Origin of the sequence: Paenibacillus sp. LK1 (genome assembly GCF_002750415.1) — a bacterium.
GTDB lineage: Bacteria > Bacillota > Bacilli > Paenibacillales > Paenibacillaceae > Paenibacillus > Paenibacillus taichungensis.
On sequence record NZ_PEII01000001.1, the window covers coordinates 196102 to 216543 of the forward strand.

Sequence of the window (20442 nt, forward strand, 5' to 3'; positions counted from 1 at the left end):
TGATAATCAATCATGACCAAGGATAACGTCACCATCGATCCATTCCAGCAGACTGTTCATCCCTCTTTAGTATCGCCGAGCGGAATTGCTCGTCAGGAGATGTTAAGCCGTATATTGAACGCCTATCTCCGAGAAACCGAACAGCATGATCCTTATGTTCGAATTACCACGCGGCCAAACTTTTCACTTGTTATTGAGCTTCCGCGTACTGGTCAGAGGATATATGGAAATCTGCTTCATCGTTCCGCCGCTGGACATCATGTCTATGGCGACAAGTTTCACATTGCAGAATCAGGCGGGGCACAGCCCGATGGTTGGAGAGAAGTTTCTTTTGAACAAATAACAACGCTGTTGCTCGATGAAATATCATCTGTAGAACCCAATCTTAAAGCCCGAATGTTGAAAAGAGCAGAGCTGGAGCAGATGGTTTACAACAGTTTGGAGCATATGACCTCTTATCTGGAACATGCCCTGAGTACAACATCTCCTGTAACATTGGATTTTCGCTATCTGGAACAGACACTACTATGTGGTCATCCATTTCATCCAACTCCGAAAAGTCTGGAGGGCTTCAGTTCTTCGGATTCGCATGCCTATTCGCCAGAATTTGGCGTAAGCTTTCCGCTCAGCTGTTTTGCGGTCGCACCTGAACTTGTGTTGGAGGATTGGCTGGATACCGTGGACTATGGCAGTGAAGCACCCTGGGTTCCTGCGGAAATGGCCGAGGCCGCTTGGAAGCACCTCTCTCTGGAAAGCAAACATTATGTCCTCCTCCCTTGTCATCCTTGGCAGGCCGCCTATTTGCGGACACTTGAACCTGTAAAGTCCTTATTACGACAAGGCACTTTGATTGATCTGGGCTCTACCGGACCTTCCGTGTATCCTACCTCATCGGTGCGCACGGTCTGGAATCCAAAGGAAAGTTGTTTCTATAAGCTGTCTCTTCATATTCGAATTACAAATTTTATTCGCGAGAACAATGAAGAGCAGTTGCTGCGCACACTGGATGCATCCAGAATTGTACAGCAGATTCAGGATCGCTGGACGTCAGAGAAATTTCAAATTTTGCTGGAAAAAGGTTATCGTAGCTTGAAGGTACCGGAGATGCCTTCGTCCACTCAAGAGGCGTTGATCTCCGGATTCTCCATGATCCTGCGCGAAGCACCAGAGTCTTGCCGCTCTGCTTCAGGGGCTCCTTATGTTGTGGCATCTCTGATGGAGGTACTTCCCGGAGAAACCGAACCGCTGTTGTTCCGGGCTGTCCGGGAAAGTCTCCAGTCATCTTCGTCGCCGGATCGTGTAAATGATGCGAGGGTGCAGACAGACTGGTATGAATGGCTTCGTCAATATCTGGAATTGTCCATGGTTCCACTTGTGGAACTGTATGCCGAGACAGGCATTAGTCTAGAAGCTCATGTACAGAATTCCATGCTGCGTCTTGAAGATGGCATGCCTGCCACTTTTGTGGTTAGGGATCTGGAGGGCATCAGTGTCAATCGAGCCTTAGCGGAACAGCAAGGTTGGATCCATCAGGTAGTGAATGCCAACAGTCCTGTCTTGTATACCGAAGAAGAATCACTTCATCGATTGAAATATTATTTCTTTGTCAATCACCTCAGTCATGTGGTGCAGCGTCTGGCATATTATACTGGTCAACAGGAGCAGCCATACTGGAGGGTGGTGAGAAATGCATTGGAGGAGCTTCGGAAAAAGACAACCGAATCCTCGCACATCAACGACGTCATTCGTGATCTGTTGACCACCGAGACCTTACCGGCCAAAGCCAATCTGCTCAGCCGGTTCCATCAGCGTGGTGAGACGCCGTTATACGTCAACATTCCCAATCCAATGAGGTAAGGAGGTTCCTTTTATCTGCTCCAATTCATCCAGCAGTATCTCCCAGCCTCCAATATTTGCATATCAAAAAACGGCCCTGGAGAACAATACAACGTGTTCTTCCAGAAGCCGTTTCTTTCTTTCTTTCTTTCTTTCTTTCTTTCTTTCTTTCTTTCTTTCTTTCTTTCTTTCTTTCTTTTAAATCATTTTCCGATTCATTTCTTATCTTTTTTCAACCTATTTATTCAAACTCATCGCCTCTTACCTTGGCAAACACCATCATATCTACCAACGTGCCTGTACTGTCACGCCGCATCTTGCGCAGTACACCTTCAAGCGTATAGCCTGCACGCTCAGCCACTTTGGCACTTCGCACATTGCGGGCATCACATCGGATTTCCAGTCGATTGGCCTCCAGATAGTTTATTGCGAACTGCTCAATACCTCTGACCGCTTCTGTCATGAGACCCTCACCGGCACGCGAAGTTCTGATCCAATAACCGATTTCGAAACAACGTGCATTCCAGTCGATTCGATGCAGTCCGCTGCTGCCCACGAAATCATCCGTAAATCTGTCACGTAAATGAAGCATCATGTCGGTACGCTCCAGAAATTGCAGCCTGGCTTTGCGGGCATGCGCTTCCGATTCCTCCAGTGAAGGTATGTTCTCGGCAAAAGGCAACCACAAACGTAATTGCTCCGCACTTTCACGAATTGCCTCATTCACTGCCGCTCCATCTCCCCACCTCGGGGCACGAATGGTCAAACGCGGTGTTTCGAAACTTTCGGGAAAAGACAGCATTAACGGATTCATTGAAGCGGGATTGGTCATGAACTCTACTCCTCCACTTGGAAAATCGAGTCAATGATCAGCGGCAAGTTGTCCCTCACGGATACAGCGCCAAATACGGAACGGGCGTGCGCGCCCTGTTCTCCAAACACTTCCAGCATCAGATCCGAGAACCCGTTTAACACTTTATGGTGCTCCTCATACGAGGCGGTCGCATTGATGAACCCCTGCACTTTAACCACCCGCTTCACCCGATCTAGTGAACCAAGCACTTCCTGAACGACAGCCAACACCTCGATGGCAGCATTTCGAGCAAATTCATATCCCTGCTCCGTCGTGAACTGCTCCCCCAGTTTGCCACGCTCTTGCGTATCCGGCCCTTTACCGGACACATACATGATTCCGTTTACAATCACCGCATTGGTATACTTTGCTGCCGGCGTACTTGCTTGGGGCAATACAATGCCCAATTCGTCCAATCTGGTCTGTATCATCGGCTTCTCCTTTATGTATAAAAATGTCTTTACAAGCTATCAATCTTTCAATTTATTCCTAATTTAGTTAAATCTCAATATACGCCGGTTGCTCTTGAACTGCAAGATGTAAAATGGGTTGAAGGGATATTTTCCTTCATATAAGTAATTAATTACATTTCAAATGTCGATCAGCATTAAATGCTCTAAACTAGGATACAGGGTGCAGTTTACGATGTTAGATTCAATTGATATTTTTATTGATATTTTAAATGAATTAATAAATATATAATTCCTTAAATATTGAAAACGTCATATTGTAATTTCAAATCATTTCTTTTACGATAGAAGCAATAACTCTAAAATCAATGGGATTGAATATAAGGAGGAATCATCATGAGTGCACCATTGTTTCGTGATCCCATCTTTGATGGAGCTGCTGATCCGGTCGTTGTATGGAATCGTTCCGAGCAAACCTGGTGGATGATCTATACCAATCGCAGAGCCACAGCCGGAGGGTCAAAGTTCGCCTGGGTGCATGGCACGGATTTGGGCGTAGCTTCTTCAGCTGACGGTGGACAGTCTTGGACTTATCGTGGTACGTTAACCGGGTTGGAGCATGAATGGGGACATAATACGTTCTGGGCTCCCGAAATTTTCTGGCATGAGGGCACGTATCACATGTATGTCAGTTACATTCAAGGGGTGCCTCATGACTGGGCTGGCCATGATCGGCACATTTTGCATTACACCAGTACGAATCTGCTCTCTTGGACATTCCATGGCAAACTGGAGCTTAGCTCGGATCGTGTGATTGATGCGTGCATTTACCCGCTGCCGAACGGAAAATTCCGGATGTGGTACAAGGATGAAGCTAATTCATCCCATACGTATGCAGCAGATAGCCCGGATTTCTATCAATGGGAAGTCATCGGTCCGGTTATTACAGGGCGTGCGCATGAAGGGCCTAACGTATTTCGTTTCCGTGATTCGTATTGGATGATTGTTGACGAATGGAGAGGACAGGCTGTTTACAAGTCGGATGACCTGGAGCATTGGGAATGGAACAGTCTGATTCTCGATCAGCCAGGAAATCGTGAGGATGATGGTGTAATCGGTTTGCATGCAGATGTCGTCGTACAGAATGATGAAGCCTATATCTTTTATTTTACCCACCCAGACCGGATCGAAGGTATCGATCATGCCAGCGAACCCGCACGTCGTTCCTCCATTCAGGCCGCACGTCTCGATGTCATTGATGGTGTGATGGTCTGTCCACGGGATGAAGTGTTACAGATGAAGTTGCGACCGGAGAACGATACAAGTCAAATTTCGGTTTGAGCTGCGTTGTTCCTAAAGTGAGATTTAAACACAGTTATACAACGTCATAATAAAGGACCTGAACCAATGTCTGCGCACGCAGGATTGCTCAGGTTCTTTTTTTACATGTTCGACTTCGGATCGCGTGTCGTCAAGAATTCCCTTCCTGTATTTACCTATAGGTTTAAGTGTCGTTACATGTTATTTTGTAGAACTCCATTTTCAAAATGGGAAAATACTAAATACATAAACAAGGACGTATTTATGAGTACAAAAACACGACATATTATTCTGATTTTATTCACTATCATTCTGATTATTGCATCCATCTTTTTTCATAAGTATCGTGAACTCAAACATCGTATCGAGTCTTCTGCCGACTCAGCTTACCGCAGTGTTATTCTGGAAAGTATACATTATAAAAAAGAGCTGGATCGATACATCAAAAGCAACAAAACAACAGATGAAACAAACCTGAGCATCTATACGAACAATATTAAGAACGCTTTCGAATATTATGCTTTCATTGAAAGAATTACAAAAGGTAAGTGATAAAACAAACATCATTATTAAGGGACTCCAACGTTTGAAATAAACCCACCCTATCTCAGCACTCTCGTCGAACCTACTTCTCTAAACTTCTGACGATATGTCCTCGGTGACACCTGAACCGTACGCTTGAACATCTTCCCAAAATGTGAAAAATTGCTGAATCCCGCTCGCAGAGCGATCTCGGTTATGGAATCCTCGCTTTCACGCAGCAAACGCTGCGCCTCCTTCACACGAAGCAGATTGAGATAATCGCTGAACGTGAAACCTGTAGTCTGTTTGAACAAACGGCTTAGATAATGGGGACTAATTCGAAATAATGCAGCAACCTCAGGCAGCGCTAGATCCTGCTGATAGTTATCGTTGAGATAACGCACCACTGCCTGTGCCTTGGGATGCAGAACCGGCTCACTGTCGGCCGAGTGCACGGTGCTCAAATGTTTGTTACGGTAAGCAAACAACAGCAGTTCAACGGATCGGTGACGCAGCAGCAGACTGCTTCCAGCTCTGGTATGGACCATCTCATCAATCATTTCACTGACCATTCGCTCCGCTGTTTCACTTACCTGTGAAGGAAGCCTCAGAATGGGAATATTCCAGCCGAATGGCTCCTTCAGTCCCTCAGCCAGCTCGGGTAAAATGGCCAATTCGGTGAACAGCTCTGGCTTGATATACAGAACAATTCGATCATGGTCTGGTCTTCCACTCTCCATTGTTTTATGAACGGTATTCCGGTTAATGAATACGAAGTCTCCGGCTTTGATTCGATAAGTTCGATCCTTAATGAAGTAAATGCGCTCACCCGATAGCAGGTAGTACAGCTCATAATGGTCATGCAGATGGTCATCGGTCATGGAAAAATATCCAAGGCGGCGATCATATTCGATATTCAAATATCCGGTGGGATCATGGTAATCCGCTTGAAATGTCTGTATCATGCAGCTGCCCCCTTTAGTTGAATTATAGCAAAATAAGCGGCATTTGAAAGCGATTACGCACAAAAAGCGGCGAATGAAGTGCTTCCTTGTTATAGTCTAAAGCTATATTCAAGGAGGCGATAGACATGAGTAACAAAAAACGCTACGTATTAGTCGGAACAGGCGGCCGTGCTGAATTTTTCTATGGAGCATTAGCCCAAAATTTCAGGGAAACATCCGAACTTGCAGCTTTTTGTGATATTAACCAGACACGCATGAATTACGCCAATCAGTTGCTGAGGGAAAAATATAAATACAATGAGGTGCCAACCTATCCTGCAGATCAGTTTGATCAGATGATTGAGAACGAGAAGCCGGACTTCGTCATTGTAACCAGCATCGACCGCACCCACCACAAATATATCATTCGGGCAATGGAGCTTGGCTGTGATGTTGTGACTGAGAAGCCCATGACCATCGATGAACACAAATGTCAGGATATTCTTGATGCCGTCAAGCGGACTGGACAAAATATACGCGTCACCTTTAACTACCGTTATGCGCCGCACCATACCAAAATACGGGAACTGATTCAGAATGACACAATCGGAAAAGTGACTTCGGTCCACTTCGAATGGCTGCTGAATACGCGCCATGGCGCAGATTACTTCCGCCGCTGGCACCGGGACAAGCGTAATAGTGGCGGACTGCTCGTGCACAAATCCACGCATCACTTCGACTTGGTCAATTTCTGGATCGGTTCGCAGCCTGAGACCGTCTTCGCATTCGGCGATCTCATGTATTATGGTAGAGAGAACGCAGAGGAACGAGGCGTGACCCAGTTTTACACTCGTGCAACGGGCAACCCGATTGCGCAAGAAGATCCTTTTGCCCTGCATCTGGATTCGGATGCACATCTCAAAGCCATGTATCTGGATGCTGAACCGGAAGACGGCTACCAGCGGGATCAAAGCGTATTCGGAGATGGCATCAACATCGAGGATACGATGGGCGTTCTTGTCCAGTATCAGAACAAAGCTATTTTGACCTATTCACTGGTTGCATACCAGCCGTGGGAAGGCTATCGCATCGCCATTAATGGCACCAAAGGCCGGATCGAAATGAACATTGTAGAACAATCCTATGTTAACTCGCTGGGTGACAAAAATCTTGAAGGTGCATTGATTGGCAAAACACTGCGTGTCCTTCCCATGTTCGATGCCCCATACGAGGTTCAGGTCGAGGAAAAAGAAGGCGGTCATGGCGGAGGTGATCCTGTACTTCTGAATGATCTGTTTGGAGAGCCAGCGGAAGATCCATACCACCGCGCTGCCAACCAATTCGACGGAGCAAGATCCATCCTCACCGGAATTGCAGCCAACCGCGCCATCGCAACCGGCTTACCTGTTCGCATCAACAATCTGGTTCGTTTCTAGGAACGCAAGGCCGCTCCAACCACATTTAATTCAAAGACTGCGTATAATACGCAGTCTTTTTCCCATTTTGACGACGGTCTTGAAATCTATTCGCTTAAGGAGGAATCCATGTTTTTCTCATTAAAAAGCCGCCTGATCGCCTTTATCATTGTGCTCTTCGTTCTTTGTTTTGGCACACTCTCCTTCCTACTCTTTAAGGAATCACGCACTGTAATTCGTTCCTACATTGAATCTTCTGCTCTTGAGAAGATGGAGGAATACGGTTCCTATGTCGATATGGTTCAAATGCAGATCTATGATGTAGCCTCTCTTGTTTTCAACAGCGATACCGCCAAGAACTGGGATAACGCAATAAGTGACTCCAACCTTCCTGAAGGGGAAAAGATGCTTGTCAATCTGGCGATGAGCCGTTTTCTGACCCAGGCTACGAACAGCTACACCAGTATCTCCGATGTATCCATCTATCGACGAAATGGACTGAGGATTGGCAGTGAAAATCAAGTAACGACCGACGCTCTCTTCTTGCAAGAATCATGGTACAAAAATTTCTTTATCTCAGGGAATCACTGGCTGCCTGCACATACCGATCAACATGAAAATATAAGGGATCATGGCAACCCGGTAGTTAGTCTGCTAATGCCCATTGGGACCTTTCACCATGCTACAGCCCAAAATGTGATGAAAATTAACGTCAGCGAATCTTACTTTCTGGAACCGCTTAACCGAATCCATCTGGCTGAGAGCAGCACTATTTTTCTACTGGGCGAACAAGGAAGTCCTATTCTTTCCCAACAGGCCAATCAGCTTGGTGCCGAAGCTTTAGCAGAAATCGATCAGATCCGGAACAACTCGCTCAAATCGGGTGTGGTGTATCTGAACAATGATGAAGGACAGCGTGATATTCTGGTATACAAAAAGCTGGGGCGTACGGGCTGGATGCTGGCTGGTCTGGCACCGGAAAAAGAGCTATATTCTTCTCTTCACAAACTTCAGAGTACCATTCTGGTGGTCACCATTGTTCTCATTCTCGTCTCTTTGTTTGCCGCTGCCTGGCTCTCTTATGGCGTCACCAAACCTTTAACACGACTGGTATTGGCCATGAGACAGGTACAGCGCGGCGCATTCGATCAAGCAGAGTCCCTTCTGCCTCCGGACAAAAATGTAAAAAGCGAAGTCAGTTATGTCATCTCCACTTTCCGCTACATGATCAGCCGATTGCGACAGCACATCCAGAACGAATTCGAGCTGAAGCTACTCCGCCAGCAAGCTGAGTATAAAGCGCTGCTCATGCAGATTAATCCCCATTTTATGTTTAACACGCTGGAACTGGTGAGCAGTCTCGCCATGCAGTGCCGAACAGATGATACAGTTCAGGTCATTGAGGATCTGGGCAAAATGATGCGATTCTCCATGAATACAAGTGACGACAGGGTACAGCTTGCAGAGGAACTGGCTTATATCCGCCACTATATCTCCATTCTGCAAACCCGTTTCGGTCATAAGCTGGACATTACTCTGACACAGGAAGGCAAGCTGAATTCTCTGGTCATCATTAAATTTATTCTTCAGCCGCTTATCGAGAATGCCGTCAAATACAGCTTCCAGCATCAGACGACGGCAGAGGTACACATCCTGATCTCCAGACGGAATAACCACCTTCATTTCAACATTTCAGACAATGGGCCCGGGATTCCAGCCGAAATCATCCAGAAAATTCATGATCCTGTTGAAGCATCTCAGCTGGAACCCCTATTGCGAAGCCAAAGCTGGCACATTGGGCTCGGTAATGTAGTTGCACGCTGCCGCTTGCATTACGGAAGTCTGTTTAACATTCAGATCGAGAACGGAGAGCATAACGGCACGTCTATTGAACTGATTCTACCCGCACAGGAGGAATATGATGTACAACGTATTGATCGCAGATGACGAGATCGAGGTTCGCGAAGGACTAAAATTGAAAGTGAACTGGCAAGACATGGGCTTTATCATTTCAGGTGAAGCAGCAAACGGCATCGAAGCGGAAGAGCTTCTGAAAACTGAACATTTTGACTTGTTAATTACAGACATGAACATGCCGGTCATGGATGGCGTCCAATTACTGGACGTTTGCCGAAGCCTTAATCCTTCCATTCAAATTATGATCATCACTGGATATGAAGATTTCCACTATGCCAGAGCAGGTGTGCGCAGCCAGGCCATGGACTATTTGCTGAAGCCTGTAACCCGGGATGAACTGAAAACCACTTTAAATAAAATCAAAGATGAGTTGGATAAAAAGAAACAGCTGCACGGCGATTCCGAAATGATGCAATGGCGTCTCTCCCAGTATTACAAAGAAATGAAGCAACGTTTCCTGCTTGATCTTGTTAGGGGACATCGCCTCCCACCTTCTTCACTGCCAGAACGAATGCGGCTGTTTCATCTGGAATCCTGGCAGGATCACAGCGTCTGTTTCATCACCGCTGGCATGCGAAACTCCGGTATACAGACTGCCTCAGTGGAACGTATTCCCGAAAAGCTCCACCTACCCTTTGAGCTGCTTTGTCACGAAATGGCTCAATCCTATCCAGATAACGTGCAAGTGTTCCATGACGGAGCCCACCCTGGAATCATGCATTTCATAACATTGGAAGGTATTCAGCACGAATTTGCTCAGCAGATCACAGCACAGACCCGCTCTATCTTAACGATAGATGTACAAGTTGGATTGGGATTGTCCGTGTCTGGGTTTGAGCGCTGGAAAGAAGGCTATATTCATTCCCTCTTGGCTTGGAACTCTGCTGGGCGCAAAGGTGCACAGGACCGTGTGCCCGTAGTAGATCATAGTCCATTACTGCCTGAGGAAACCAGTCGCATGCTGCATCGTTGCCTCATTCGTGGAGAGCTGGATTCCTTCCGCACCGTGATTCGAAAGGAGCTTACTGACTCATTTCGGATATCCACTTCCCATATGATCCGAAGCCTTTTTCAAATTTCATTATTGTTCGAACAGGAATCCTCGTGGCTTTCCCCGGAATGGGTGCTTTGGCTAAAGACCCCAGACCAGGCAGAACTGCTGCTGATGCATTGGGCGGAAGATTTTGTGAATCAACAGCAGCCATCCGAGGTTGGAGAAGATACGGTTATTGAATCGGCCAAACGATATATTGAGGAAAATTACATGCTGGAACTGACATTAACTTCGTTAGCTGACCATTATAACTACAACTCTACCTATTTTTCAGAGATATTCAAAGAAGCTGCCGGCATCTCTTTTATTCAATATGTAACCGAGGTGCGAATGAAACATGCCATACGTTTACTGAGGGAAACCCAACTAACCGTCTGGGATGTTACAGAGCTGACAGGCTTCCGTTCCCCAAGCTATTTCAGTTCAAAATTCAAAAAAATGTTCAACATAAGTCCTTCGGATTATCGTTTGCTGCATTCCGAAAAAATTGATAATCATGATCCGAAGAAATGAGATTCCGGCTTCTCCCCCTCCCCGGTATGATGAATTTACCAAGAGAATCACCGCAAATATTGTAAGCGGATTCAATTTTGCGGTGATCACGAATTAACATCCAATCCTGAAGGGAGGCCTATGATGAGAAAGCTGTCCAAGCCGTTATACGGCCAGCAGAATATGACTGCCTATTTGTTTCTGCTGCCCTGGCTCATCGGACTTTTCTGTCTGACACTCGGACCGATGGTTGCGTCGCTCTACCTGTCCTTGACTAAATTTAATTTGTTATCATCACCCACGTGGACGGGGCTCAGCAACTATGTCCAGATTTTTACCGAAGACGATACCTTTCGCAGATCTTTGGGGCTAACATTTTATTATGTATTTCTATCTGTTCCGCTCAGGCTTGCCTTCGCCCTACTTGTAGCAATGGCGCTGAACAAGGGGATTCGGGGACTCGGCTTATACCGAACCGTGTATTACATCCCTTCCCTATTGGGAGGCAGCGTCGCTATTGCGATCGTCTGGCGTCAGATTTTCGAAGGAAGTGGCTTGGTCAATCAGTTTCTGAGTTGGTTCGGAATCACCGGACCCGCCTGGATTGCCCATCCCGATTATGTGGTCTATACGATCATCACACTCTCTGTATGGCAGTTCGGTTCGGCCATGGTTATCTTCCTGGCTGGCCTAAAGCAAATTCCAGCCGATTTATATGAAGCTTCGGACGTCGACGGGGCCGGAAAGGTACGCCAATTCTTCGGCATCACACTTCCGATGCTCTCGCCTGTTATTTTTTTCAACCTGATCATGAGCATGATCAATTCGTTTCAAGCCTTTACACCCGCTTATGTGATCGGGGATGGACGCGGAGGCCCGCTCGACGCCACAATGTTCTATACCTTGTACCTGTATCTGAAAGGCTTCTCGTTCTTTGATATGGGTTATGCTTCTGCCCTGGCGTGGATCATGCTGGTCATTATCGGGGTATTCACCGCAATCGTCTTTCTCACCTCGAAATTCTGGGTGTTCTACGGCGACAATCAGGAAGGGAGATAGTACACATGCCACTAAAGCGACGTTTGGTTCAAGCCGGGAGGCATGCCGCCATTATCCTCTTCGGTCTGCTGATGTTGTATCCGGTGTTATGGTTAATTCTCAGTTCGTTTAAACCAAATCATCTCATCTTCACGAATAGTAGCCTGATTCCAACCAACTTTACTCTTGATCATTTTGTGAATGGCTGGAAAGGATTGCAAGGGGTATCGTTTGGCCGCTTCTTCGGTAACTCGGCGTTGATCTCGGTCATGAGTGTGTTGGGAAATGTGATTTCTTGTTCCCTAGCAGCCTACGCCTTTTCCAGATTGAAGTTCAAGTTCAAAGGCCTGTGGTTCAGCATTATGCTGGTCACACTCATGCTTCCTTACCATGTAACCCTGGTACCTCAGTACATTCTGTATAACGAGCTGCATTGGATTAATACGTATTTCCCGCTCATTCTGCCCAAGTGGCTGGCACAGGATTCCTTCTTCATTCTGCTCATGGTTCAATTCATCCGTGGTATCCCACGGGAGCTGGACGAGAGTGCAACTATTGACGGTTGCGGGCAATCGCAGATTTTTTTCAGAATCGTGGTGCCACTTCTCGTTCCTGCCCTGATCACAACAGCGATCTTCACCTTCATCTGGAGCTGGGATGACTTCTTTAGTCAGATGATCTACCTGAGCAAAATTGATCTGTTTACCGTACAGCTGGGGATTCGGTCGTTATTCGATCCATCGGGACAATCGGATTGGGGTGCACTGCTCGCCATGTCCACGCTGTCTCTGCTGCCTGTGACCATTATCTTTCTGGTATTTCAGCGTTATTTTCTAGAGGGAATTGCAACGACTGGGCTGAAGTGATTACGAAATTACGAAAATACCTGTCCAGACGCAATACGTGTACAACAGATATTATGTTTTTCATTATCCATCGTCAGGGGGATTTCTCATGTTGAAACGATTAATGATCACTGTTATAGCTTCGCTCCTGTTATTGGTAACTGCCTGCTCTGGAACGGATCATACCGGCGCTGATGAGCAAAAAGGAACGGAAACCGCGGAAGACGGGCAAGTCGAATTGCGCATGATGTGGTGGGGCGATCAAAAACGGGCAGATATTACGAATGAAGCCCTGAAGGTTTTTCAGGAGAAACATCCGAATATTAAAATTGTAGGTGAATTTGCGCCTTCCTCCGGATATTTCGACAAGTTGAATACACAGCTCGCGTCAGGCACAGCACCGGATATTTTCTTCCTTGGAGGTAATGTGGTTGACTATGCCAAGAAGGATGTGCTTTTGAACCTGGACCCTTATGTCGGTAGTGAACTGAATCTGGATGGCATGGATGCCACCATGGTTGAGTATGGGCGTCTTGATGGAAAGTTGCAGCATATTTCCGCGGGTGCGAATGCACGGGGCATTGTCGTCAATCAGGCGCTGTTCGATCAAGCGGGAATCCCTTTGCCAGCTTCGGATTGGACTTGGGAAGATTATGCTGCAATCAGCAAGGAGCTGTCCGACAAGCTCGGCAAGGGCTTTTATGGAACCTATAATTTCACGGTTGACGGTATGGACATCTTTTTGAAACAACGCGGCAAACAGCTATATGATATGAAGAACGGAACGCTCGGATTTGCAAAAGAAGACATTTTGGAATGGTTCATTTACTGGGAGCAGGCTTCCAAATCCGGAGGTGTGGTCACGCCTGAATTGCAGGTTTCCAATCCACCGGATGATACGAGTAAATCCTTGCTTATTACGGGCAAGGCGGCTATGAGCTTGCTTCCTTCGAATCAGCTGGCTGCTTTCCAGAGTCTCACGGAAGATAAGTTAATTCTTTTGCCTGTACCACGGGGTCCAAAAGGAACTGGGGTTGTATTTGAATCCAGTCAGGGGTTGTCCGGTTATGCAAATACCAAACATGCAAAAGAAGTCGCGATCCTGATGGATTTCTGGATTAATGATCCGGACGCAGCCAAAATTCTCGGCAACGACCGCGGCGTGCCCGTTACGGAAGCCAACCGCAATCTGCTTCAACAAGAAGCGGGACCTGTTGAGGAGATTGTATATAATTACACCAGCTTTGTATCTGAAGCTACAAAAACGGAGCCTTTTGACGTGAGCTATAATCCTCCGGGATTCGCTGAATTCTCCAAGCTGGCCCAGACAACCAACCAGGAAATCGGCTTTGGCCGAAAAAGTGTGGAGCAAGCCGTGACTGACTTCTATAATGGCACCGTACGAATTTTTGAATCCAATCAATAATTAACCGCTTCAAGGAGGTCAACATGACAGAAGCCCTGCTGAACAAGCTGCGGCAGATCTCGATCCACGATCATGTGCAGCCAGGTAAACCGGAGGATCAAAAGTTAATACAGGAATGGCAGGCGTCGGGTGTTCGATTCGCGGCATCCGGCGGACGTTTGGAAGCGACTTATTATTCCGCATTGGAGAAGTTACTGACTTGCATTGTGCCCCTGAACGGCAGTGAGCCCATTCTTCAGGAAGGTGGTATCTATCTGGGCTGCTGGCTGGAGAGTACGGGCACCATTAATGCGGAGCTGCTGTCACGTCTGATTCCTTCCGTATCGGAAACGACCTATCTAGCTTTTGCCCGACACCAAAGAGAAGATGGATTGCTGCCTTATAAGCTAACGGAGAACGGTCCTTCCTTTCGTCAGATTCAGCTCGTTACACCATTGGCACGAAGCGTATGGAACCACTACCAACTTCATGGAAAGAACCGCTCCTTCCTGAAGACCATGTACAAGGCAATGGTACAATACGACGAATGGATTGCAACGTATCGTAATACCCGAGGGAAAGGCTGTGTGGAGGCATTTAGCACCTTTGATACCGGGCATGATCAGTCCCCCCGGTTCTGGCATGTCCCGGATACACCTTATATGAATGATGCTGCGTCCTACCATCCGGACTCTCCGGTCCTGCCTTTTTTGGCACCAGACTTAACCGCCAATATATATTGCCAGCGCATGTATTTATCCCAAATGGCTGAGGAACTTGGGGAGTCTAGTGGTGATTGGAAAGCAAAAGCTGAAACCAGTCTCGAAAGTCTCTTCCGCTACTGTTATGACGAAGAGGATATGTTCTTCTACGACCGGGATCGCAACGACGAATTCGTCAGGGTACAGTCCGATGTGCTGCTGCGCGTGATGGCCTGCGAGGTGGGCGACCGTAAATTGTTTGATAACATGCTGCGCAGGTATTTGCTGAACACAAGCAAGTTTTTCGCCAAATACCCGTTTACCTCCATGTCGATGGATGATCCAAGGTTCGATCCGTTCTCCTCTTATAACAGTTGGGGTGGAGCATCCAATTTCCTGAGTCTGATCCGTGCACCACATGCATTTGAATATCACCATCGCTATGTGGAATTGACCTGGGTGATGCAACCCATCTTGTCGTCCCTTTCCAAAGCAACGCGCTTTCCGCAGGCTTTAAGTCCATGGACCGGGGAGGAAGGTTTTACCGAAACCTATTCCCCCTCCATTCTTTGCCTGCTTGATTATGTGGAACGGTTATGCGGCATCATGCCGGTTGGATCGGATCAACTGTGGTTTACCGGTCTTCTCCCCATCGACATGGATCATGGCGAAGAAGTAGCTGGTCATACGGCGTACAGCCGCACGATGAATGGACTGCATTTTGAATTGGTGAACACACCAGAACGGGTAACGGTATATCAGGATGGTAAGGTTTTTATGGAAGGACCAGCGGGAATTCGATTAATTACGGATCGTAGTGGACATTTGGAAGGCATCATCGGAATGAGCGTGCGCACGATTGAAGGTGAACTGATCTATCGAGGAAAATGCATTCCGTTTCGAATCAAAGGAAATGAACTCCAGCGATATATTGAGGGAAAGTTGAAAACAGAACGGGATATTGGCATCATCTTTCCTTCTTATTGCTAGTGAGTTAAAAAAGTATCCTTTCTACAGGAGCATTAATCAGGCCCATTTGCCGATATAGAGTTCAACAGCAAAAGCGCAAGTAGCAGGAGGAAATCCCCTGTACTTGCGCTTTTACAATTTAATATCGTATGGACTGTCCACGACGGATGAAGAGAAGTTAACTTTGAAGACTCCCTTTATTTATACGAGAAAGCCAACATTTTCTTATGCTTTCCGCTCCCACGCAGGGTGGCGATAGAACTCAATCGTATCTATATAGTTCACCGTGTACTTCTGTTCAACATCCGACAGCTCCAGCAGCTTTCTGTCCATTTGTTTCAAACCCATGACCACATCATGTCGGAGAAGGTCCATTGCGATTTTGCCTACAAAGCCGCCTTCCATCTCTTTATGTTTATTCCGAAATTCTTCATTATAGATCAGTTCCGGTGTAAACGATGCTTCTACAAATGCGTTAACAAGCGTAAGCTCATTACCCTCCATCTGTACCGCGATATAATAGTTGCCACGTTCATCGCGAATGAGGTCTTTATACATTTCCACGTCCATCTGAATCACTCCCTATATCTTAAGTTGTACCTTATCATGAGTAACATGGGCGCCATTTTGCTCACCTCTTGCCCTCGTCCATTCATATAGTAGGTATAAATGGCGAACGGAGGATTGCTTATGAATTGGCACCAACTTCATACAGGAAAAACACTTCAGCAGCGTCTGGCCGAGTTCCAGGGACATCTGGCAGAACTGAATGCTCCATTGTCTGGTCTGGAACCTGGAATAATTAGAAAAGTATATCCGCGCAATTTCATCAAAGTTAATCGGCAGTTATTTATTCCACTCAGCTTGTTTTCCATTCGTGTATTTGATGTACCACGAGCACGGCGAGGCATACGGGTAGGCATCCGCACGGTATTCCCATCTCGAAATGCATTTAACAATATCCGACTTGTTGGTGTTGGACTGGATTACATTGAGCTGCAGGGAAAGGGTAAATTCTCCTCACGTATTCTCTTTCCGCTAACTCAGGTCGAATCGATCTATCGCCCAACGAATAAAAAGAAGAAATAATGAGACCAGACTTCGCTGAATTCATATCTGTCTGTACTTGCAATCTTGATTAAAGAACGATCCATACCCTGGATCTATCCCATGTCATGATATGCATATTTCTCTTCCCTAGTATAACTCATAGGTGCATTAGTCTGCTCGGATATTGTGCCATAGCAAAAAGCGGTGAGCACAGGATCCTTCTGTGTCTCACCACGTAGATGCCTATCAATGATTGAAATCAGGAACGTATCACTCAGATACCTGTCCACACATCTTTGGCATAACGACCTTCCTGCTGCAAACGTTCTAACCACGCATCGGCTTGCTCCGTGGAGTTGCCGCTGACATCAGCGTACGCTTTCTTGAGTGTTGCTTCAACATCAGGTGCCATCTTGCTGCCATCGCCGCAAACATACAGATGTCCACCCTGCTCAAGCAGAGGAATCAATTTGTGGGTATCATCTCTCATTAGATGCTGCACGTAACATTTCTCTTCCCCGTCCACACGGGAGAAAGCGGTATGAAGCTGGACAAGCCCCTCTTGTTCGGCTGTTTCGAGTTCATTTTTATACAAATAGTCATGTTCAGGGTTGCGACATCCAAAATACAGATGGGCCTCGCCAACCTGCTGACCTTTTTCCTTCAATACACGTCTTGCCTGCAGGAAACCACGGAATGGAGCTACGCCCGTCCCCGGACCAACCATAATAATTGGAGCCTCTGCATTTTCTGGTAGTTCGAACCCGGACTCAGGCGTACGTATGAACATGACTACCTCTTCACCAGGCTTCAAGTTTGATAGATAGTTAGACGCTATGCCTTTATATTCTCCCTGACCACTCCACGCCGGAGCACGCACTACACTGACGGTTATGCTGGCCTGTTCAGGCTGCACTCGTGGTGAACTGGATATTGAATAATATCGGGCTTTCAGGGAAGGCAGCAGTTCCAAGAACCGTTCGAAAGGCAGCTCACATGCTTCGTATTTCACCAAATAATCCAGCATGGATATACGTTTCTTACGTACTTCTTCCATGTATACAGACTCATCAAGAAGCGCTTCGAGCTCCTTCTTATGCGGTGGACATACCGTGTACGCCGCGAGTTCCCTCAGTTGGGCCCGAGTTGCCGCTTCCTGAAGCTCGACACTGTGACTGAGCAGATCGACCAGATTAACCGGTTGGTGCAATGGCAGATGAGCTGCGCTGCGACCTGATGCATCCAGAACCAGATGTTCCGTACCTGTGAATCCATATCGTTTCAATACTCGTTCTACGAGCTCAGACGGGTTCTGCGGTAAAATGCCCAGGTGATCGCCTTCCTTATACGTTGCGCCTTCAGGCAGTTTAATCTCCAGATGACGTGTGCTTCGTTCACTGCCCGCATCATGAAGTTCCCGATTCTCAAGCACTTCAGCAACATGTGCATCATACGTATCCGCGAGCGGCGTTACTGCCAGTCCGCTGACAAACTGTACTGACAAGGAACTGCGCTCACTACCTGAGCTTGTGTTCAACTTGAGGCCCAGAGTTCGTGCCAGATCCGGCCATAGTTGCTCAGTCCAGTCTCCAACCTGTTTCTCAAAGTCCCCGCTAGCATCACTTTCTCCGATGGGTGATAACCGTTCTGCTCCTTTAGAAGATAGCTGCTCATCAATCAAACGTGGGATACGCTGGTACGTGCTGGCCCAGTTGTGATCCCCACATCCGAGAACAGAGAATCGAACGCCTTGGAATTCCCCTGCATCCGCATGTTCAATCCATTCAACAAAATCCTTGGCATTGCTTGGTGGCTGACCATTGTAGGATGCACTCACAATGATGACGACGCCTTCCTTCGGAAGTTTACCTACACGATCATCCAGGGTAGCCACCTCGCTGCGGAAGCCCTGATATCTTGCGGTATCTGCGATTTCACGCGCAATACCTTCCGCAGTCCCGAGATTGGATCCATACAGGACGAGCATCGGGGTGTGATGGGCATTTGCTGTATCCGGCTCTTGTCGTTTGGCAACCGGAGTCGGTTCCTCCACGGCAACACCCGGCACAGCCATGACCGGTTGACCCCCGCGTGCTCGAACACGAATCGTGAAGTTATCGGGTTTGAGCGTCAACGTTTCTTTCACTTTCAACTGATAGTCCGCATGATCGATGAATTCAAAATGCTTCAGGACCATACCTAGCACAAGCGTTGCTTCCTGAAGGGCGAACTGCTGGCCAATGCAGGCCCGCTGACCATTACCAAACGGTTTATAGGCATCATGTGGCACCTTGCTCGGATCTTCGAACCGTTCCGGACGGAATGCCTCGACATCGTCACCCCATGCTTCGCGGTCCCGATGCAGCTTGGGAATGAGCACACTGACACTATCCCCTTTTTGCAAAGGATATTTCCCGTCCAGAACAAGGTCTTTCTTCGCGTATAAGGAGAATGCTGGAGCCGTTGGCCACAACCGCAATGCTTCGTTCAAAACCATGCGAACATATTTCAGATTGCGGACCTGATTGTATGTTGGAACCGGATCTTTTAGAATCTGATCTGCTTCAGCTTGAGCCTTGGCGAGTGTATCCGGATTTTTCATTAAATAATAGATGGCAAAGGACAACAAGCCACTCGTCGTCTCATGTCCAGCAATCAGGAAGGTGATGATCTGGTAACGGATATTTTCATCGTCCAGCGTTTCCCCGGTTTCCGGGTCCTTGCCACTAAGCATGTGGGATAACAGATCGTCCGCCCCTTCCTGGGGCTGCTCCTTACGCTCCGCAATAATATGATCCACTAGTGAGTACATCGAACGGATATCCTGCTCAAACTGTTTCTTTTTGGTGATCATCAGCTTGTCTTGCAGACGCAAACGCTGCAACGAACTCATCGATTCGTCCAACGCTCGAACCATACTAGTAATGAAGGGATGCGGTTCTTCCCGGTAAAAGCTGTTAAATCGGTAGTTGAATCCGCACAATCCAATCGTATCCAGGGTGAGACGAGTCATATCATCAGGTACGTTAACCGTCTCATCCGGGTTTAATCTGGACCACTTCTGCACGAGCTGTACAGCGAGATCAATCATTTTGTTGTGATATCCCTGCATCGCACGCTGGCTAAAGCTGGGCAGCAACACATTGTGAGCTTTTTTCCAATTCGGTTCTTGAGTCCAACTCGTAAACAGGCCATCTCCGGCAAATGCACGTACCTTCTCCAGCGGTGCCCATACACGTTTATCGAATTTGGATTCGTCGGTAACCTCAGCTACCAGTTTATGACCTGAAATATACAATTCACTTCGGCCAGGATAATCCATTCGAAAAATGGGGCCATACTCTTCAGCGAGTTTCACTAGGGATTGTACAGGCTCATCGGTGTTTAACTGTGGTAAGTTTCCTAAAGGTCCAAAAGTTTTGGGTTGGGGAACTGAAATTTGCGCCATAATACTCACTCCTCTTCCAAGTGTTACGTTCGACTAAAAAATAATACCTTCGTTCAACTACGACTTCAGATCAACAGACATGACTACATTTTCTGCAAATTTTCATATTTCATCCAGATAACCTGAAAATCATACCGGAACCGACTGACCAAAATGGTATATTGGTCAGTTTAGATTAAAAAAAATGGGCTCCTTCGTTATCTTTCTTTTACCCTAACATTTC

Annotated in this window: 16 protein-coding genes; 11 read left to right on the forward strand and 5 right to left on the reverse strand. The window is 47.0% G+C overall.

What is annotated here, in order from left to right:
* The first annotated feature begins 12 nt into the window (after window positions 1-12).
* Complete coding sequence (locus CS562_RS00800) at window positions 13-1857, forward strand: IucA/IucC family protein (protein ID WP_099852874.1); 1845 nt, start codon at window positions 13-15, stop codon at window positions 1855-1857.
* A gap of 220 nt (window positions 1858-2077) precedes the next feature.
* Here CS562_RS00800 and CS562_RS00805 read toward each other — a convergent pair whose 3' ends face one another.
* Together CS562_RS00805 and CS562_RS00810 are read right to left on the reverse strand one after the other, a co-directional pair.
* Window positions 2078-2668: a GNAT family N-acetyltransferase gene (locus CS562_RS00805; protein WP_373561659.1), complete on the reverse strand. Its 591-nt coding sequence runs from the start codon at window positions 2666-2668 to the stop codon at window positions 2078-2080.
* Window positions 2669-2673: 5 nt separating this feature from the next.
* On the reverse strand, window positions 2674-3120 hold the full coding sequence (locus tag CS562_RS00810) for a RidA family protein (protein WP_076289695.1): 447 nt from the start codon (window positions 3118-3120) through the stop codon (window positions 2674-2676).
* A 375-nt stretch (window positions 3121-3495) separates the two neighbouring features.
* Between CS562_RS00810 and CS562_RS00815 the strand changes: the two genes are divergently transcribed.
* Window positions 3496-4440 (forward strand): glycoside hydrolase family protein, encoded by a 945-nt coding sequence (locus CS562_RS00815; protein WP_099852877.1) that lies wholly within the window; start codon window positions 3496-3498, stop codon window positions 4438-4440.
* Between the two features lie 243 nt (window positions 4441-4683).
* On the forward strand, window positions 4684-4971 hold the full coding sequence (locus CS562_RS00820; protein ID WP_099852880.1) for a hypothetical protein: 288 nt from the start codon (window positions 4684-4686) through the stop codon (window positions 4969-4971).
* Between the two features lie 50 nt (window positions 4972-5021).
* Here the strand turns inward: CS562_RS00820 and CS562_RS00825 are convergent, their stop codons facing one another.
* Window positions 5022-5906 carry an AraC family transcriptional regulator gene (locus CS562_RS00825; RefSeq protein ID WP_099852882.1) on the reverse strand — a complete coding sequence of 295 codons (885 nt, stop codon included), beginning with the start codon at window positions 5904-5906 and terminating at the stop codon, window positions 5022-5024.
* 125 nt (window positions 5907-6031) lie between these two features.
* Between CS562_RS00825 and CS562_RS00830 the strand changes: the two genes are divergently transcribed.
* From CS562_RS00830 to CS562_RS00860, 7 genes are all read left to right on the forward strand, one after another.
* Window positions 6032-7321 (forward strand): Gfo/Idh/MocA family oxidoreductase, encoded by a 1290-nt coding sequence (locus CS562_RS00830; protein WP_076289691.1) that lies wholly within the window; start codon window positions 6032-6034, stop codon window positions 7319-7321.
* A 108-nt stretch (window positions 7322-7429) separates the two neighbouring features.
* Complete coding sequence (locus CS562_RS00835; RefSeq protein ID WP_099852885.1) at window positions 7430-9247, forward strand: cache domain-containing sensor histidine kinase; 1818 nt, start codon at window positions 7430-7432, stop codon at window positions 9245-9247.
* Entirely contained in the window at window positions 9222-10784 is a 1563-nt protein-coding gene (locus tag CS562_RS00840) for a response regulator (protein WP_099852888.1), read from the forward strand. The genes CS562_RS00835 and CS562_RS00840 overlap by 26 nt, the downstream gene beginning before the upstream one ends.
* Before the next feature lie 123 nt (window positions 10785-10907).
* Complete coding sequence (locus tag CS562_RS00845) at window positions 10908-11822, forward strand: carbohydrate ABC transporter permease (RefSeq protein WP_099852891.1); 915 nt, start codon at window positions 10908-10910, stop codon at window positions 11820-11822.
* Window positions 11823-11827: 5 nt separating this feature from the next.
* A complete protein-coding gene (locus CS562_RS00850) occupies window positions 11828-12667 on the forward strand; it encodes a carbohydrate ABC transporter permease (protein WP_099852894.1) in 840 nt (279 codons plus the stop codon).
* Window positions 12668-12755: 88 nt separating this feature from the next.
* Window positions 12756-14072: an ABC transporter substrate-binding protein gene (locus tag CS562_RS00855; protein ID WP_099852896.1), complete on the forward strand. Its 1317-nt coding sequence runs from the start codon at window positions 12756-12758 to the stop codon at window positions 14070-14072.
* 23 nt (window positions 14073-14095) lie between these two features.
* On the forward strand, window positions 14096-15742 hold the full coding sequence (locus CS562_RS00860; protein ID WP_099852899.1) for an MGH1-like glycoside hydrolase domain-containing protein: 1647 nt from the start codon (window positions 14096-14098) through the stop codon (window positions 15740-15742).
* Window positions 15743-15946: 204 nt separating this feature from the next.
* Here the strand turns inward: CS562_RS00860 and CS562_RS00865 are convergent, their stop codons facing one another.
* Complete coding sequence (locus CS562_RS00865) at window positions 15947-16291, reverse strand: hypothetical protein (protein ID WP_076289685.1); 345 nt, start codon at window positions 16289-16291, stop codon at window positions 15947-15949.
* Between the two features lie 120 nt (window positions 16292-16411).
* Here CS562_RS00865 and CS562_RS00870 point away from each other — a divergent pair, with 120 nt between their 5' ends.
* Window positions 16412-16810 carry a hypothetical protein gene (locus CS562_RS00870; RefSeq protein ID WP_090896607.1) on the forward strand — a complete coding sequence of 133 codons (399 nt, stop codon included), beginning with the start codon at window positions 16412-16414 and terminating at the stop codon, window positions 16808-16810.
* A 235-nt stretch (window positions 16811-17045) separates the two neighbouring features.
* On the opposite strand, the gene CS562_RS00875 is transcribed toward CS562_RS00870, so the two are convergent.
* Window positions 17046-20219 carry a bifunctional cytochrome P450/NADPH--P450 reductase gene (locus CS562_RS00875; RefSeq protein ID WP_076289683.1) on the reverse strand — a complete coding sequence of 1058 codons (3174 nt, stop codon included), beginning with the start codon at window positions 20217-20219 and terminating at the stop codon, window positions 17046-17048.
* Window positions 20220-20442 lie beyond the last annotated feature (223 nt).

What these genes read in the sequence shown, in the direction of transcription:
- CS562_RS00815 (WP_099852877.1), top strand. Translation starts at nt 3,496, where the DNA reads ATGAGTGCACCATTGTTTCGTGATCCCATCTTTGATGGAGCTGCTGAT.
- CS562_RS00840 (WP_099852888.1), top strand. Translation starts at nt 9,222, where the DNA reads ATGTACAACGTATTGATCGCAGATGACGAGATCGAGGTTCGCGAAGGA.
- CS562_RS00845 (WP_099852891.1), top strand. Translation starts at nt 10,908, where the DNA reads ATGAGAAAGCTGTCCAAGCCGTTATACGGCCAGCAGAATATGACTGCC.
- CS562_RS00860 (WP_099852899.1), top strand. Translation starts at nt 14,096, where the DNA reads ATGACAGAAGCCCTGCTGAACAAGCTGCGGCAGATCTCGATCCACGAT.
- CS562_RS00875 (WP_076289683.1), bottom strand. Translation starts at nt 20,219, where the DNA reads ATGGCGCAAATTTCAGTTCCCCAACCCAAAACTTTTGGACCTTTAGGA.
- CS562_RS00865 (WP_076289685.1), bottom strand. Translation starts at nt 16,291, where the DNA reads ATGGACGTGGAAATGTATAAAGACCTCATTCGCGATGAACGTGGCAAC.
- CS562_RS00825 (WP_099852882.1), bottom strand. Translation starts at nt 5,906, where the DNA reads ATGATACAGACATTTCAAGCGGATTACCATGATCCCACCGGATATTTG.
- CS562_RS00820 (WP_099852880.1), top strand. Translation starts at nt 4,684, where the DNA reads ATGAGTACAAAAACACGACATATTATTCTGATTTTATTCACTATCATT.
- CS562_RS00835 (WP_099852885.1), top strand. Translation starts at nt 7,430, where the DNA reads ATGTTTTTCTCATTAAAAAGCCGCCTGATCGCCTTTATCATTGTGCTC.
- CS562_RS00800 (WP_099852874.1), top strand. Translation starts at nt 13, where the DNA reads ATGACCAAGGATAACGTCACCATCGATCCATTCCAGCAGACTGTTCAT.
- CS562_RS00870 (WP_090896607.1), top strand. Translation starts at nt 16,412, where the DNA reads ATGAATTGGCACCAACTTCATACAGGAAAAACACTTCAGCAGCGTCTG.
- CS562_RS00830 (WP_076289691.1), top strand. Translation starts at nt 6,032, where the DNA reads ATGAGTAACAAAAAACGCTACGTATTAGTCGGAACAGGCGGCCGTGCT.
- CS562_RS00805 (WP_373561659.1), bottom strand. Translation starts at nt 2,668, where the DNA reads ATGACCAATCCCGCTTCAATGAATCCGTTAATGCTGTCTTTTCCCGAA.
- CS562_RS00850 (WP_099852894.1), top strand. Translation starts at nt 11,828, where the DNA reads ATGCCACTAAAGCGACGTTTGGTTCAAGCCGGGAGGCATGCCGCCATT.
- CS562_RS00810 (WP_076289695.1), bottom strand. Translation starts at nt 3,120, where the DNA reads ATGATACAGACCAGATTGGACGAATTGGGCATTGTATTGCCCCAAGCA.
- CS562_RS00855 (WP_099852896.1), top strand. Translation starts at nt 12,756, where the DNA reads ATGTTGAAACGATTAATGATCACTGTTATAGCTTCGCTCCTGTTATTG.